At 46.9% G+C, this 14,344-nt stretch carries 15 protein-coding genes and 2 pseudogenes; 7 read left to right on the top strand and 10 right to left on the bottom strand.

The window, feature by feature from the left end; all coding sequences use genetic code 11:
* Positions 1-84 precede the first annotated feature (84 nt).
* The 9 genes and pseudogenes from leuS to LIN98_RS03100 all read right to left on the bottom strand — a co-directional run bounded on the left by leuS (position 85) and on the right by LIN98_RS03100 (position 8,102).
* Entirely contained in the window at positions 85-2,673 is a 2,589-nt protein-coding gene (gene leuS / locus LIN98_RS03060; RefSeq protein ID WP_005566944.1) for a leucine--tRNA ligase, read from the bottom strand.
* 119 nt (positions 2,674-2,792) lie between these two features.
* Positions 2,793-3,430: pseudogene (locus tag LIN98_RS03065) on the bottom strand (HI_0552 family protein).
* 18 nt (positions 3,431-3,448) lie between these two features.
* Entirely contained in the window at positions 3,449-3,742 is a 294-nt protein-coding gene (locus LIN98_RS03070) for a nucleotidyltransferase family protein (RefSeq protein ID WP_005539999.1), read from the bottom strand.
* Positions 3,726-4,145 carry a nucleotidyltransferase substrate binding protein gene (locus LIN98_RS03075; protein WP_005555177.1) on the bottom strand — a complete coding sequence of 140 codons (420 nt, stop codon included), beginning with the start codon at positions 4,143-4,145 and terminating at the stop codon, positions 3,726-3,728. The genes LIN98_RS03070 and LIN98_RS03075 overlap by 17 nt, the downstream gene beginning before the upstream one ends.
* A gap of 90 nt (positions 4,146-4,235) precedes the next feature.
* A complete protein-coding gene (gene apaH / locus LIN98_RS03080; protein ID WP_005545015.1) occupies positions 4,236-5,063 on the bottom strand; it encodes a bis(5'-nucleosyl)-tetraphosphatase (symmetrical) ApaH in 828 nt (275 codons plus the stop codon).
* A gap of 15 nt (positions 5,064-5,078) precedes the next feature.
* Positions 5,079-5,942: a 16S rRNA (adenine(1518)-N(6)/adenine(1519)-N(6))-dimethyltransferase RsmA gene (gene rsmA, locus LIN98_RS03085; RefSeq protein ID WP_005539993.1), complete on the bottom strand. Its 864-nt coding sequence runs from the start codon at positions 5,940-5,942 to the stop codon at positions 5,079-5,081.
* Between the two features lie 77 nt (positions 5,943-6,019).
* Complete coding sequence (locus LIN98_RS03090; protein ID WP_005561276.1) at positions 6,020-6,946, bottom strand: peptidylprolyl isomerase; 927 nt, start codon at positions 6,944-6,946, stop codon at positions 6,020-6,022.
* A gap of 70 nt (positions 6,947-7,016) precedes the next feature.
* Positions 7,017-7,553, bottom strand: a complete 537-nt coding sequence (gene pyrR, locus LIN98_RS03095; protein ID WP_005565099.1) for a bifunctional pyr operon transcriptional regulator/uracil phosphoribosyltransferase PyrR — start codon at positions 7,551-7,553, stop codon at positions 7,017-7,019.
* 138 nt (positions 7,554-7,691) lie between these two features.
* Positions 7,692-8,102, bottom strand: a complete 411-nt coding sequence (locus LIN98_RS03100; protein WP_005539982.1) for a copper chaperone PCu(A)C — start codon at positions 8,100-8,102, stop codon at positions 7,692-7,694.
* A gap of 112 nt (positions 8,103-8,214) precedes the next feature.
* Between LIN98_RS03100 and hflD the strand changes: the two genes are divergently transcribed.
* From hflD to LIN98_RS03120, 4 genes are read left to right on the top strand one after another with little or no spacing between them, the layout of a single operon-like run.
* Positions 8,215-8,826: a high frequency lysogenization protein HflD gene (gene hflD / locus LIN98_RS03105; RefSeq protein WP_005539980.1), complete on the top strand. Its 612-nt coding sequence runs from the start codon at positions 8,215-8,217 to the stop codon at positions 8,824-8,826.
* 23 nt (positions 8,827-8,849) lie between these two features.
* The gene (purB, locus tag LIN98_RS03110; RefSeq protein WP_014167588.1) at positions 8,850-10,217 is read left to right on the top strand and encodes an adenylosuccinate lyase; all 1,368 of its coding nucleotides are present in this window, start codon (positions 8,850-8,852) and stop codon (positions 10,215-10,217) included.
* Entirely contained in the window at positions 10,186-10,446 is a 261-nt protein-coding gene (locus tag LIN98_RS03115) for a hypothetical protein (protein WP_005572367.1), read from the top strand. The genes purB and LIN98_RS03115 overlap by 32 nt, the downstream gene beginning before the upstream one ends.
* Positions 10,439-11,188, top strand: a complete 750-nt coding sequence (locus LIN98_RS03120) for an SDR family oxidoreductase (protein WP_249856155.1) — start codon at positions 10,439-10,441, stop codon at positions 11,186-11,188. Before LIN98_RS03115 ends, LIN98_RS03120 begins: the two co-directional genes overlap by 8 nt.
* Before the next feature lie 113 nt (positions 11,189-11,301).
* Here LIN98_RS03120 and LIN98_RS03125 read toward each other — a convergent pair.
* A pseudogene (locus LIN98_RS03125) lies at positions 11,302-11,709 on the bottom strand (MerR family transcriptional regulator).
* A gap of 137 nt (positions 11,710-11,846) precedes the next feature.
* Between LIN98_RS03125 and LIN98_RS03130 the strand changes: the two are divergent.
* The 3 genes from LIN98_RS03130 (at position 11,847) to LIN98_RS10380 (ending at position 14,303) form a co-directional block, all read left to right on the top strand.
* Complete coding sequence (locus tag LIN98_RS03130; protein ID WP_005561289.1) at positions 11,847-12,971, top strand: S-(hydroxymethyl)glutathione dehydrogenase/class III alcohol dehydrogenase; 1,125 nt, start codon at positions 11,847-11,849, stop codon at positions 12,969-12,971.
* Between the two features lie 14 nt (positions 12,972-12,985).
* The gene (fghA, locus tag LIN98_RS03135) at positions 12,986-13,816 is read left to right on the top strand and encodes an S-formylglutathione hydrolase (protein ID WP_005555172.1); all 831 of its coding nucleotides are present in this window, start codon (positions 12,986-12,988) and stop codon (positions 13,814-13,816) included.
* Positions 13,817-14,168: 352 nt separating this feature from the next.
* Complete coding sequence (locus tag LIN98_RS10380) at positions 14,169-14,303, top strand: hypothetical protein (RefSeq protein ID WP_005565105.1); 135 nt, start codon at positions 14,169-14,171, stop codon at positions 14,301-14,303.
* Positions 14,304-14,344: the final 41 nt, after the last annotated feature.

Here is a 14,344-nt window from a genome sequence, read left to right on the forward strand (position 1 = left end):
GCGGTTGATAGAACCGATGTTCAAAAAAACGTTGTTTTTGCCAACCGCACTTTGATGTAAAGTGCGGTCATTTTTTCGATTAGATTATTGTGGTTTCACCACCACGTTGAGCAATTTACCGGCAACATAAATTACTTTCACAATTTGCATTCCGTCGGTAAAGCGTTTGACATTTTCATCGGCAAAGGCAACCGCTTTCACCGTGTCTTCATCGGCATCCGCCGCCACGGTTACTTTGCCGCGCACTTTACCGTTCACTTGCACTACGATGAGTTTTTCATCTTCAATCATCGCCTCGGCATCGGCTTCCACCCAAGGGGCGAAATCAATGATGTCCTGATTGCCGAGTTCTTGCCATAAACGGAAGCAAATGTGCGGGGTAATCGGGTAAAGCATACGAACCACCGCGCTCAAGGCCTCCGCCATCATGGCGCGATCTTGTTCGTCGTCCAACGGCGCGCGGGTGAGTTTGTTCATCAACTCCATAATCGCCGCAATGGCGGTATTGAAGGTTTGACGGCGACCGATATCATCGCTCACTTTCGCGATGGTTTTGTGCACGTCACGACGCAAGGCTTTTTGGGCGGCGGAAAGTGCGGTCGGATTTAACGGCGTTTTTGCCGGATTTTTGTTGTATTCAAACACCAAATTCCACACGCGCGCTAAGAAGCGTTTCGCGCCTTCCACGCCGGATTCCTGCCATTCCAAGGTCATTTCCGCCGGGGAAGCGAACATCATGAACAAACGCACGGTGTCCGCGCCGTATTTTTCCACCATTTCCTGCGGGTCGATACCGTTGTTTTTGGATTTCGACATTTTGGTCATACCGGCGTGTACCAGTTCATGTCCTTCGTCATCCGTCGCTTTGACAATACGTCCTTTGTCGTCACGTTCTAATGTAACTTTGGTCGGCGAAACCCAAATACGCTCATTGGTCGGGCTGGTGTAATAGAACGCGTCCGCCAACACCATGCCTTGACACAACAACTTGTTCGCCGGTTCGTCGCTGGTGACAAAGCCGGCATCGCGCAATAATTTATGGAAGAAACGGAAATACAACAAGTGCATGGTGGCGTGTTCGATACCGCCGATATATTGATCTACCGGCAACCAGTAATTAGCTTCTTCGCTGTTCAGCATACCTTGTTGGTATTCAGGGCAGGTGTAACGGGCGTAATACCAGGAAGATTCCATGAAAGTGTCAAAGGTGTCCGTTTCTCTCAACGCCGGCTTGCCCTGATAGGTGGTTTTCGCCCATTCGGGATCCGCTTTAATCGGGCTGTTCACGCCGTTCATCACCACATCTTCCGGCAGGATAATCGGCAAATCTTCCATTGGTGCCGGCACCACATCGCCATTTTCCAAGGTCAACATCGGAATCAGTGCGCCCCAATAACGCTGACGGGACACGCCCCAGTCACGCAGGCGGTAATTCACTTGGCGTTTACCCATGCCTAACTGTTCCAATTTATCGGCAATGCCGCTGAACGCCGCGTCAAATTCCAAACCGTCAAATTCGGCAGAATAAATGAGTTTGCCGTGTTCGGTAAAGGCTTGTTTGGTTAAATCGATTTCTTCGCCATGAATCGGCTCAATAACCTGTTTAATCGGTAAACCGTATTTTTGTGCGAATTCATAGTCGCGCTGATCGTGCGCCGGCACCGCCATGACCGCGCCGGTACCATAGTGCATTAAGACAAAATTCGCCACCCACACCGGCAACAATTCACCGGTTAGCGGGTGCACTGCATACAAACCGGTCGCCATGCCTTTTTTCTCCATAGTGGCAATGTCTGCCTCGGCAACTTTGGTATTTTTCGCTTCCTGAATGAATTGCGCCAACGCCGGATTATTTTGCGCCGCCAACGTGGCTAACGGATGGGCCGCTGCCACCGCCACATAGCTGACGCCATAGAAAGTGTCAGGGCGGGTGGTATAAACCGCGAGCTTCTCGTTGGTATCTTTAATATCAAAGGTGATTTCCACCCCTTCGGAACGCCCGATCCAGTTGCGTTGCATGGTTTTCACCGTTTCCGGCCATTGTGGCAACTCATCTAAGCAATTAAGCAACTGCTCGGCGTAATCGGTGATTTTGATAAACCATTGTGGAATCTCTTTTTGCTCCACCGGCGTATCACAACGCCAGCAACAACCTTCATGCACCTGCTCGTTCGCCAACACGGTTTTATCGTTCGGGCACCAGTTCACGGTAGAGGTTTTTTTATACACTAAGCCTTTTTTGTATAACTCGGTAAAGAACCATTGCTCCCATTTGTAATATTCCGGACGGCAAGTGGTCACTTCGCGATCCCAATCGTAACTGAAACCCAACAGTTGCAACTGGTTTTTCATGTAGGCAATATTTTCGTAAGTCCATTTCGCCGGGGCGGTATTATTCTTCACCGCCGCGCCTTCCGCCGGCAAACCGAAGGCATCCCAGCCCATCGGCTGTAACACGTTTTTACCAATCATACGTTGATAGCGGGACACCACATCGCCGATGGTATAGTTCCGCACATGCCCCATGTGCAAACGACCGGAGGGATACGGCAGCATGGAAAGACAGTAATATTTTTCTTTGTTGTTATCTTGTACTGCTTTGAAAGTTTTATTGTCCTGCCAGAATTTTTGCACTTCCGGTTCAAGCAAATCAGGACGATATTGCTCTTGCATAGAAAATCACCTTAAAAATAGACCGCACTTTTCGGCGGGTTTTAACTTGGAAAATACGGCATAGAATAGCGTAAAACGGGGAAAAATAACAGAAAGTGCGGTGGGAATTTTGGATATTTTTACGGCTTAAACTGATGACAAGCCTCATACAACGGCAATAAATCACGAATGCTTTCAACGATAAATTGCGTCACGTCCAATTTATCCAGCTCGGCTCCGCATTGCGTCCGATACACCAAAAATCCTTGTCGGAACGCAAGGTGAAATCCTGCTGCGTGAATTGATTCACTTGGCGAACATCATCGTATTCGCTTTCATCGCCACGCCAAATATCGAAATCGGCAAAACGGGCAAAATCAAAATTTTCCAGCCATTGATTATATTGCTGCACATTAATTTGCGAACGATCGGCGCAATAACAATGCCAGTCCAGACTGACCGATAAACGACGTCTGTTTAGCAACACCGACAAAATCGCCGCGGAATTGAGGTTATATTCATATTTAAAATAGGCGAAAAAATGCCCGCGCACCTGCCAGCCGTTCGTCCAGCTTTCAATATGCGGTTTGGCAAAGTGCGAACCAAGCGCCGCGGAAACCTGCAAAATCGTCGCTTTCCAGTTGTCCCAATGGGCTTTGTAATCCGCCTTAATGCGCGGAATCTCTTCCGGACAAAATTTTTTCATTTGGGCGAATTGGAAGAAGGGAATGTTGAAAAGATCGCAGGCGTTGACGTTAATTAGATTCACTAAGAGCATCCTTTTTTATGTAATTGCTTACTGAATAACCTCAAAACACTGCAAAATAATCTGTTTAAAGGCATCATTCGTCACTGCCCAATCCACAATATCCACTTTCCACGGCAAATCCGATTCGGAGAAAGCCTCCGTTAAATTTGCCAAGGTTTTCATCGAAAGTGGCGATTCGCCAATAATTGCCAAATCCAAATCGGAATACGTTTTGGCGTATCCTTTCACGCGCGAACCGAACGCCCAAACCGAATGATTCGGGACATGTTGTTGTAAAATCGCTTTAACGATTTGCAGTTCTTGTTCAGTGATGGTGAGCATGTAAGCGTTCTTGTAAAGATTGCTGTAAAAATCGTGCTTCCCGCAAAAAATCCGGAATGCCGGATACCACGAGAATTGCCGTTTCTTCATCATAAGTATGACTGGTACGGCTACGCATTTCACGATATTGCTTCCAGTTTTGCCAATTTCCCAGCAATAAACCTCTTTCATTACTCGTACGAATCAGATCTTGAAACGTCATAGCGTCAATTTGCTCGGGATTCGCTTCGGTGTATTCCAGAAAGCGCTTAAGCATTTTATGACTGATTTCATAGGTAAATTCAAAACGTTGAATCAAACCGTCGCGAATTTGTATATCTGTAATATCCGATTGATAACGCGCTAATCCTTCAGCTAAACGGTTAATCGCATTAGTCAATGGTGTCAAGTCCAGTTCCGTCATCATACTTTCCTAAAAAACACGATAATTTTTATTCATAAGCTCACCTGTTCGCTTATTCACCCCTGAAGGGGCCGTTGGCTGAGCCAACGTTTAAAAAGCATTGCTTTTTTTCACCGCACTTTGAGTGAAATATTGCTTGTCTTCCCAACGTAGCATGGTTAAGCGGTTGCCCCAGACGCAGCCGGTATCGAGGGCGTAAATGTTCGGCGGAGTGGTTTCATCCACTAAACTTGCCCAATGACCAAAAACAATATTTCCCGTTTGATACAGCGGATTATCCAAGGCAAACCAAGGTGCAAGCGCTTTCGGCGCGTCCTTAATTGACAGCTTGCAGGCGAAATCCAACCGATGATCGAGATAGCAAAAACGCATACGGGTGAGCACGTTGATGCTGTAACGCAGGCGGTCCAGCCCCTGTAAATGTGGCGACCAACGATCGGGCTGTTCGGCATACATATTTTCCACCAGATAGCGATAATTGCCGTGGCGTAACACATTTTCCACTTCATTGGCGCAGACTTTGGCGGCGGTCAAATCCCAATCGGGCGAAATCCCTGCATGCACAAGCACGAAATTCTGCGCGGGGTTGTGAATCAACAAAGGCTGGCAACGCAGCCAGTTCACCAGTTCAAAGAAATCTTCGGCTGCAAAAATGGCATCTACGCGATCGCGCGGTTTAATTTTTTTCACCCCAAGTGCGGTGGAAATAAAATGTAAATCGTGGTTGCCTAACACGGTACGCGCCGCATTTCCCAAGGATTTCACCAGACGCAGGCACGCCAAAGAGTTATCCCCGCGCGCTAGCAAATCGCCCGTTAAATACAGCGTATCCTGCGCGGGATCAAAGCGTACCCTTTCCAACAGCATTTGAAATTCATCATAGCAACCGTGCAGGTCGCCGATTAAATATGTCGCCATTTTTGACCGCTCTTTTTACTCGTCCGAATCCGTCACATCATCTTTATTCACATCCGCCGGCGGATTGTCCGCCAACCAGTTCGCCAACCGCGCATAATCGGCGATGCTGAGATTTTCTGCGCGGGCATTCAAATTGATCCCAAGTGCGGTCAGATTTCCCGCTGAAAATAACCCCGAAAAAGCATTGCGTAAGGTTTTACGGCGCTGATTGAACGCTTGTGAACACACACGATTGAGCCAATATAAGTCTTTCACCGGGTGCGGCAATGTGGCGTGCGGAATCAAACGCACCACTGCCGAATCCACTTTCGGCGCCGGTTTAAACGCGCTCGGCGGCACTTCCAGCACCGGCATAACCTGACAGAAATATTGCGCCATAATAGTCAGTCGCCCGTAAGCCTTGCTATTCGGCGCGGCACACAGGCGTTTCACCACTTCTTTCTGCAACATGAAATGCATATCCTGAATAATGTGGTGATAGTGAAACAAATGGAACATTAACGGCGTGGAAATGTTGTAAGGCAGGTTACCGAACACGCGCAGTTTTTGTCCCTTCTCCGCCAGCCGTTCTTGTTCATAGAGAGAGGAAAAATCGAACTGCATGGCGTCGGTTTCGATAACCGTAAGTTTTTGATGTAAAAACGGGTGATGACGCAAACGTTCTGCCAAATCACGGTCAAGCTCTAGCACGGTCAGATGTTCCACCTGTTCTGCCACAGGCTCCGTCAAGGCGCCCAAACCGGGGCCGATTTCCACTAAAAACTGATTCGGCTGCGGATAAATTGCCGCCACGATATTCTGAATAACGTTGTTGTCATGCAGGAAATTCTGCCCGAACCGCTTACGCGCCGTATGGCCTAAATGCTTTTTTGAATTCATCGAATAGGATCTTATAAAAATAACGAAAAGTGCGGTATATTATAAAGCAAAATCCCGACCTAGGGTCGGGATTTCGGTTAATTTATGTATTTAATATCCACTCGTTTACGCAGTGCCTGTACCCAGTCGCGTGCGGAATCCTGCAATTGCTGATTGACGATTTGCTCGTAGGCTTTTTGGCGGTAGGCATCTTCCGTACGATCTGCTTGACGGGTGTTGGTCACTTCCAGAATGTGCCAGCCGAATTCGGTTTTAAACGGCGCGCTGATGACGCCCGGTTTGGTGGTGCGTACCGCTTGGTTAAACGGACCGACGTACATTTCCGGAAAGGCATAACCCAAGCTACCGCCGTTGGCGCCGGACAAATAATCTTTGGAATATTTCAACGCGGCATCGGCAAAGGTGGTTTTACCGGCAATGATGTCCGCGCGGATTTGTTCAAGTTGCGCCTTGGCTTGTGCATCATTTAATAACGGGTTCAGTTTCAGTAAGATATGACGTACTTCATATTGCGTGTCGGAGATCTGAGCTACGCTGCCCTTGGCTTTCGCTTCATCCAACATTTTCTTGGCAAGCGCTTCAACCTGTTCGCGGGACACATCCACACTTTGGCTGATAGCGTGGTTACGCACTTCGGACATCATCACCTGCTGTGCGATTTGCTGACGATAGGCGCGATAGCTAATGCCCTGATAATCCAATGCATCCAATAATTGACCGAAAGTTAAGCCGTTTTGCGCTGCAATGCCTTCAATAATTTGATCGATTTGCGCGTTATTTACTTTCACGTCGGATTCTTTCACCGCCTGGTCCACCAGAATATCATCGATGACTTTATTTAGTGCCGCCTGACGATCATTGGTTTTCTTATTGATCGCACTCTGCACCTGACTTTCCAATATGGGAATGCCATTAACGGTAGCGACCACTTTTTCCTCGGCGTGAACATGGGCAGCTAACACAAAAAAGCCGATTGCGGCAAACAAAACAGATTTTAAATTCATCTTCATTAATATTCCGTTATAAGGTTTAAAATTATTGGTTAGATTATTAATTTAGCTAAAGGTTCAAACTTTATTTGGACAGCAGCGCTACTTCATAGCATTGGTCAAACTTCATGGTGCGCACCTGAATATTTTCGCTTCGACTAGTCGGCACGTTTTTTCCCACATAGTCGGCGCGAATCGGCAATTCACGATGTCCGCGGTCCACAAAGATCACCAATTCCACTTTCGCCGCCCGCCCGAAATCCACCAAGGCATCCAATGCCGCGCGAATCGTGCGACCGGTAAACAGTACATCATCCACTAAAATCACTTCTTTGTGTTGAATATTAATAAAATCCGACGCGCCACTGTAAACCGGCACTTGATCTTCCTGTACGTGTTCAAGATCATCGCGATAAAAGGTAATATCCAAATCAAAAGCGGGAATGTCGGTTTGCGTTAACAATTTAATTTTATTCTTAATCAGTTCCGCAATTTCCGCTCCCCGCCGTTTAATCCCGACAATAACCAGATTATCTAAACGTTGGTGTTTTTCAATGATTTCATGAGAAATACGGGAAATGGTTCGAAGGAACTGATTTTCGTCAATAATGATTTTTTCCATAAGGTTTGCGAATGTGTTGTGTTGAAGACTAAGATGCGGGCTACAATATCACAAATACGGTGAGTTTTCTTTACCTGTATCAAGAAAACCACCAAAAGAAACGCAATAAAAACCGACCGCACTTTTCCAAAGAAAAAATCAGTGTCCCACCACATTCGCCTCAACCACAACCCGCTCGCCGTTATCAAACATCAGTTCCAATGGAAACTTTTCTCCCGCCTGTAACGTTTTCGCGGCTTCAAACACCATAATATGCAAGCCGCCGCGTTTTAACTGAACATTGCCGTTGGCGGGGATTTCAATGCCGGACAAGGTGAGCATTTTGCCATGTTGCGTACCGTGCAATTCAAGGCGCGCCGCCCAGGGGCTTTGTGCAAAAGCAAGATTAACGGGTTCCTTGCCGTCATTGTGTAAATTCATGAAAATTGCCGAAGGTTCATCAGGGCTTTGGGTGGCGAAGACAGTGGCGTTTTCTACGCTGATTTTTGCGCTCACACAGAAGGGCAAAAGTGCGGTTAAAATTAACAGCGTTTTTAAAATAGCTTGCATGGTTTTCTCCTTTTTCATGTTGGTCGGCGGTGCCGATTACCTTTAAACTATAACAGAAAAATGCTATATTAGCGCCCGATTTCCCGATGACTCAATTCAATTTAAAACCCCAATGGCAAATTATTACGACATTACCCTCGCCCTTGCCGGCGTATGCCAGGCGGCAAAATTAGCTCAACAACTGGCGTTAAACGGCGAAGCCGATCAACAGGCGCTGGAAATTTCCCTGAACAGCTTATTGCAAACCGCACCGCAAACCACGTTAGATGTATTCGGTGGCGCTGAGAACCATCTGAAACCGGGCTTAACCACCCTGTGTGAGCAACTCAACGGCAGCGAACCGGAACTTGGGCGTTATTGGTTGAGTTTGTTGGCATTGGCAGGAAAATTGAATAAAACCCCGGAGGCCAAGCAGGAACTGGCGCGTCGCGTGCAATATTTACCGACACAACTGGAACACTATCATTTGCTGGATGAACAAATGTTATCCAACTTCGCCGGCATTTATGTGGATGTGATCAGCCCGCTGGGTCGTCGTATTCAAGTCACCGGCGTCACTCAATATTTGCAACAAGTGGGCACGCAAAATCGCATTCGTGCCGCCTTGTTAGCCGGTATTCGCGCGGCGATTTTATGGCAACAGGTGGGCGGCACCAAATGGCAGTTGTTGTTCTTTCGAGGCAAAATCGCCGCCACCGCACAACAAATTCTCTCTTCTCTTTAATTTAACTCATGGAGCTTCACGCTATGCAACTCAGCGCATTAACCGCACTCTCCCCCATTGACGGACGTTATCAGGATAAAACCGCCGAATTACGCAGCATTTTCAGCGAATTCGGTTTATTAAAATTCCGTGTAACGGTAGAAGTTCGTTGGCTGCAAAAACTGGCGGCGACCGCACAAATCACGGAAGTGCCTTCTTTGTCGCAGGAAGCAAACGATTACCTTGACGGTATTGTAGAAAATTTCAGCATAATTGATGCACAACGCATTAAAGACATCGAAAAAACCACCAATCACGACGTAAAAGCGGTGGAATATTTCCTCAAAGAAAAAAGCGCAGCGTTGCTGGAATTGGCGGCAATCAGTGAATTTATCCATTTTGCCTGCACATCCGAAGACATTAATAACCTGTCCCACGCCCTGATGTTAAGCACCGCGCGGGATAATGTGCTGTTACCGGCATGGTTAAATTTAATCGAAAAAATCACCGCACTTGCCGAGCAATATAAACGCATTCCACTGCTTTCCCGCACGCACGGACAACCTGCCTCACCGACCACTGTGGGCAAAGAAATGGCAAATGTGGTATATCGTTTAAGACGCCAATATAAACAATTACAAACGCTTGAAATTTTGGGCAAAATTAACGGCGCGGTAGGCAACTATAACGCCCATTTATCCGCCTATCCAAACATTGACTGGCATAAATTAAGCGAAGAATTCGTTACCTCTTTGGGGGTGACCTGGAACCCGTACACCACCCAAATCGAACCCCATGATTACATTGCCGAGCTGTTTGATTGCGTGGCACGCTTCAACACCATCATTATTGATTTCGACCGCGACCTGTGGGGCTACATCGCCTTAAATCACTTTAAACAACGCACCCTCGCGGGCGAAATCGGTTCCTCCACCATGCCGCACAAAGTCAACCCGATTGACTTTGAAAACTCCGAAGGCAACCTTGGCTTGGCAAATGCCGTGATGGCGCACTTAGGCAGCAAACTGCCGATTTCCCGCTGGCAGCGCGATCTTACAGATTCCACCGTGTTACGTAACCTCGGCGTGGGCTTGGGCTATTGCTTAATCGCCTATGCGGCGACACAGAAAGGCATCAGCAAACTGGAAGTGAATGAAGCCCATTTACGCGAAGAATTGGATCAAAACTGGGAAGTGCTTGCCGAACCGATTCAAACCGTGATGCGTCGTTATAGCATTGAAAAACCATACGAAAAACTGAAAGAATTGACTCGTGGCAAACGCGTGGATGCCCAAGCCATGTTTGATTTCATTGAGAAATTAGCCATCCCGGCGGAAGAAAAAGCCCGCCTGCAACAACTCACCCCTGCCGGCTACATCGGTGCCGCTGTGGAGCTGGTGGAAAAACTTTAAACAACAAAAAGGACGTATTCAATGCGCTCTTAAAAACACCGCAGAAAATAACCGCACTTTATGGCATGAAGAACGGATAATAGATGGTTTTAGAAGAAAAGTACGTGAAATTAAAATGAGTGCGGTTGTTTTTTCCGGCGTTTTTGCAATGATTTATCCATGTGATATGAGGTTATTTAATCCAAGCCACTTTGTGGCTTTTACAAGAGAGGAGAAACAATATGAATAATATCAAAGGTAAAGTCGTGATTATCACCGGCGCCTCTTCAGGCATTGGTGAAGCCACCGCATACAAATTAGCTGAAAACGGCGCGAAATTGGTGTTAGGCGCGCGTCGTGAAGCGAAGTTGCAAGCCATTGTGGACAACATCAAGACAAAAGGCAGCGAAGCGATTTATCGTGTCACCGACGTGGTGAAAGCGGAAGATAACGCCGCACTGGTTGAACTCGCAAAAGCAACCTTCGGCAAAGTGGACGCGATTTTCTTGAACGCGGGCTTAATGCCGAACTCACCGCTTTCTGCACTGGAAACCAACAATTGGAATGCCATGGTGGACGTAAACATCAAAGGCGTGTTAAACGGCATCGCGGCGGTATTACCAACCTTTGAAGCACAAAAATCAGGGCATATCTTGGCGGTGTCTTCCGTGGCCGGCTTGAAAGTGTACCCGGGCGCCACGGTTTACTGCGGCACCAAATGGGCGGTGAAAGCGATTATGGAAGGTTTGCGTATGGAATCGGCGCAAGCAGGCAACAACGTTCGCACGGCAACTATTTATCCTGCGGCAGTGCAATCCGAATTGGTGGATCACATCACCAACGAAGATACTTCAAAGGGTTACCGAGAGCTTTACGACACCTTTGAAATTCCTGCCGAACGCGTGGCAAATGTAGTGGCATTTGCACTTTCACAACCGGCAGATACCAATATTAGTGAATTTACCTTAGGGCCGACCACGCAGCCTTGGTAATCGCTTAAAATATCGAAAAAATTAACCGCACTTTAGTAACTTTCATAATGAAAACTCAAAGTGCGGTTTGTTTTTGGAGAGTTTTTAACATCGCTTTAACTCCCGCCGCACTGTTATTTTGGAATCTCCGGCATCATTTCTGCCACAGCCTGTACAGAACCTAAGGCTTTTGCTTGTTGGTAAAAGGCAACTTTATATTCCAATAAGCTCAAATAACGTTTCAATTCTGAAATTTGTTGCTTCACGTTTTAGGTTTGATTTTCAAAAAGGGCAAGGCGTTCTTCAATAGTGCTATCGCCGATAGTTGTGCATTTGGCAAAGCGTTTAATGTCTTTTAAACTCATACCTGTGTTTTTTAAACATTGCAGCAGGCTAAGCCATTGTAAATCTTTGTCGGTGAAGCGGCGATTGCCGTGTTCATCACGCCCCACATTCGGCAGTAAGCCTTCTTTATCGTAAAAGCGTAATGTATGGGCGGAAATGCCCATTTTTTGGGCGGCTTGTGCGGTGGTGTAGCTCATTTTTTCTCCTTTAAGACTAAAAATGTGAAAAAATGCTTGCGTTAGAGTAAACTCTAAGGTGTAAACTGCCTGTCATCTTGATGAATCAAGCCGATTGCGTCAAGTTCATTTTATCAATTAGTTATGAAGGAATAGCGATGGAAATTAAAAGCATTAAATCTCGCGCTGCGGTGGCATTTGCGCCGAATCAACCGTTACAAATTGTTGAAATTGACGTAGAAATGCCGCGCAAAGGCGAAGTGTTAATTCGCAATACCCACACGGGCGTTTGCCATACCGACGCGTTCACCCTTTCAGGGCAAGATCCTGAAGGCGTATTCCCTGTGGTGCTCGGTCACGAAGGTGCGGGCGTGGTGGTGGCTGTGGGCGAAGGCGTAACCAGCGTGAAAGAAGGCGATCACGTGATTCCACTTTACACCGCAGAATGTGGCGAATGCGAATTTTGCCGTTCAGGAAAAACTAATTTATGCGTGGCGGTTCGCGATACCCAAGGCAGAGGCTTCATGCCTGATGGTACCACGCGTTTTTCTTACCAAGGTCAGCCAATTTATCACTACATGGGCTGCTCAACTTTCAGTGAATATTCGGTGGTGGCCGAAGTGTCTTTAGCAAAAATCAATCCTGAAGCCAACCACGAACACGTTTGTTTGCTCGGCTGTGGCGTGACCACGGGGATCGGTGCAGTACACAACACCGCAAAAGTGCAGGAAGGCGATTCTGTAGCGGTGTTTGGTTTGGGCGCGATTGGTTTGGCGGTGGTGCAAGGCGCCCGTCAAGCGAAAGCGGGTCGTATTATTGCCATTGATACTAATCCCGCTAAATTTGAATTGGCAAAACAATTCGGCGCGACCGATTGTTTAAACCCGAACGATTACGATAAACCGATTAAAGATGTGTTGTTAGACATCAACAAATGGGGCATCGACCATACCTTTGAATGTATCGGCAACGTAAACGTGATGCGCCAAGCGCTTGAAAGCGCACACCGCGGTTGGGGGCAATCGATCATTATTGGTGTGGCCGGTGCGGGACAGGAAATTTCAACCCGTCCATTCCAATTAGTGACTGGGCGTGTATGGAAAGGTTCGGCATTTGGTGGCGTGAAAGGTCGCACCCAATTGCCAAAAATGGTGGATGATTCGATGAAAGGCGAAATTGATTTGAAACCGTTCGTGACTCACACCATGACATTAGATCAAATCAACAAAGCCTTTGATTTGATGCACGAAGGTAAATCCATTCGTACCGTGATTCACTATTAAAAAACGGCTTGATTATGGAAAAAATTGAACAACACCAAAGTTTTGGTGGCGAGCAACAAGTTTGGACGCATTTTGCCCAAACTTTACAATGCGAGATGAAGGTGGCGGTTTATTTGCCACCTAATCCGGAAAATCGACCGCTTGGTGTGATTTATTGGCTTTCTGGCTTAACCTGCACCGAGCAAAATTTCATCACCAAATCAGGTTTTCAGCGTTATGCCGCAGAACATCAAGTGATTGTGGTCGCGCCAGATACCAGCCCGCGTGGTGAAGAAGTGCCGAACGATGCAGCGTATGATTTAGGGCAAGGTGCTGGGTTCTATTTGAACGCAACCGAATCGCCTTGGAATACGCACTATCATATGTATGATTACGTTTTAAACGAACTGCCAAGCCTGATTGAGCAACATTTCCCAACCAATGGCAAACGTGCCATTATGGGGCATTCCATGGGGGGACATGGGGCATTGGTGTTGGCATTACGCAACCCTGAGCATTATCAAAGCGTATCGGCGTTTTCCCCGATTCTTGCGCCGAGCCTCGTGCCTTGGGGAGAAAAAGCGTTTTCGGCATATTTAGGCGAAGATCGTAAAAAATGGCAGCAATATGATGCCAACTCGCTCATCAAACAAGGTTCTAAACTCAAAAAGATGCGGATTGATCAGGGGCTAGACGACGAGTTTTTAGCGACACAATTACGCACCGAAGAGTTTATCGAAACCTGCCGTAAAGCCAATCAACCTGTGGACGTACGTTTCCACAAAGGCTACGACCATAGCTATTATTTCATCGCCAGTTTTATTGGGGAACATATTGCATATCACGCGCAGTGTTTAGCTAATTAATCGGTTCTAGCGAGGCTAAATTTTCCATCAAAGTGCAGTGAAATGAAGCGTCCATAGCCCCTATTATTTAAGGAATTTTAATGAGTCTATTCATGAAAATCATCAAATGACTCATGATTTTGGCGCAGCGGGCTAGGTGTTTTTAAACTATCACCCTGTTTGGGGCAGCACACCTGATGCTGCAAGTCTTGCTAAAATGTAGGTTTCAAAACATGTTGACGGCACGAAATTTAACAATCCGGAAGTACTCCCTGTGCGTACTGCCACAAAAGAAGAGCAAACCTCATTGCTCGGTTGGACATGGAAAATGATCAACCTTTCCCGCGGGTAAATTCGACCTAGACAATCACTCGTGAAAAACCCGATTGTTCGATTCACCAAATCCGCTAACCAAGCAGGCTTTAATATTGCTACCCCACGCATCGGGCAGATTTTCCAAATCAACGCCGAGCTGCGAAAAGAAGCTTGGTGGGAAAGCGTGAAATAATCCCTTTCTGAAAACAAAACCCCATACGCGGTGTATGAGGT

Source organism: Aggregatibacter actinomycetemcomitans, from assembly GCF_023518055.1.
Classification (GTDB): Bacteria; Pseudomonadota; Gammaproteobacteria; order Enterobacterales; family Pasteurellaceae; genus Aggregatibacter; species Aggregatibacter actinomycetemcomitans.

What these genes read in the sequence shown, in the direction of transcription:
- fghA (WP_005555172.1), top strand. Translation starts at nt 12,986, where the DNA reads ATGGAAAAAATTGAACAACACCAAAGTTTTGGTGGCGAGCAACAAGTT.
- LIN98_RS03070 (WP_005539999.1), bottom strand. Translation starts at nt 3,742, where the DNA reads ATGCTCACCATCACTGAACAAGAACTGCAAATCGTTAAAGCGATTTTA.
- apaH (WP_005545015.1), bottom strand. Translation starts at nt 5,063, where the DNA reads ATGGCGACATATTTAATCGGCGACCTGCACGGTTGCTATGATGAATTT.
- LIN98_RS03090 (WP_005561276.1), bottom strand. Translation starts at nt 6,946, where the DNA reads ATGAATTTAAAATCTGTTTTGTTTGCCGCAATCGGCTTTTTTGTGTTA.
- rsmA (WP_005539993.1), bottom strand. Translation starts at nt 5,942, where the DNA reads ATGAATTCAAAAAAGCATTTAGGCCATACGGCGCGTAAGCGGTTCGGG.
- hflD (WP_005539980.1), top strand. Translation starts at nt 8,215, where the DNA reads ATGGCAAATTATTACGACATTACCCTCGCCCTTGCCGGCGTATGCCAG.
- leuS (WP_005566944.1), bottom strand. Translation starts at nt 2,673, where the DNA reads ATGCAAGAGCAATATCGTCCTGATTTGCTTGAACCGGAAGTGCAAAAA.
- LIN98_RS03130 (WP_005561289.1), top strand. Translation starts at nt 11,847, where the DNA reads ATGGAAATTAAAAGCATTAAATCTCGCGCTGCGGTGGCATTTGCGCCG.
- LIN98_RS03075 (WP_005555177.1), bottom strand. Translation starts at nt 4,145, where the DNA reads ATGACGGAACTGGACTTGACACCATTGACTAATGCGATTAACCGTTTA.
- LIN98_RS03120 (WP_249856155.1), top strand. Translation starts at nt 10,439, where the DNA reads ATGAATAATATCAAAGGTAAAGTCGTGATTATCACCGGCGCCTCTTCA.
- LIN98_RS03100 (WP_005539982.1), bottom strand. Translation starts at nt 8,102, where the DNA reads ATGCAAGCTATTTTAAAAACGCTGTTAATTTTAACCGCACTTTTGCCC.
- pyrR (WP_005565099.1), bottom strand. Translation starts at nt 7,553, where the DNA reads ATGGAAAAAATCATTATTGACGAAAATCAGTTCCTTCGAACCATTTCC.
- purB (WP_014167588.1), top strand. Translation starts at nt 8,850, where the DNA reads ATGCAACTCAGCGCATTAACCGCACTCTCCCCCATTGACGGACGTTAT.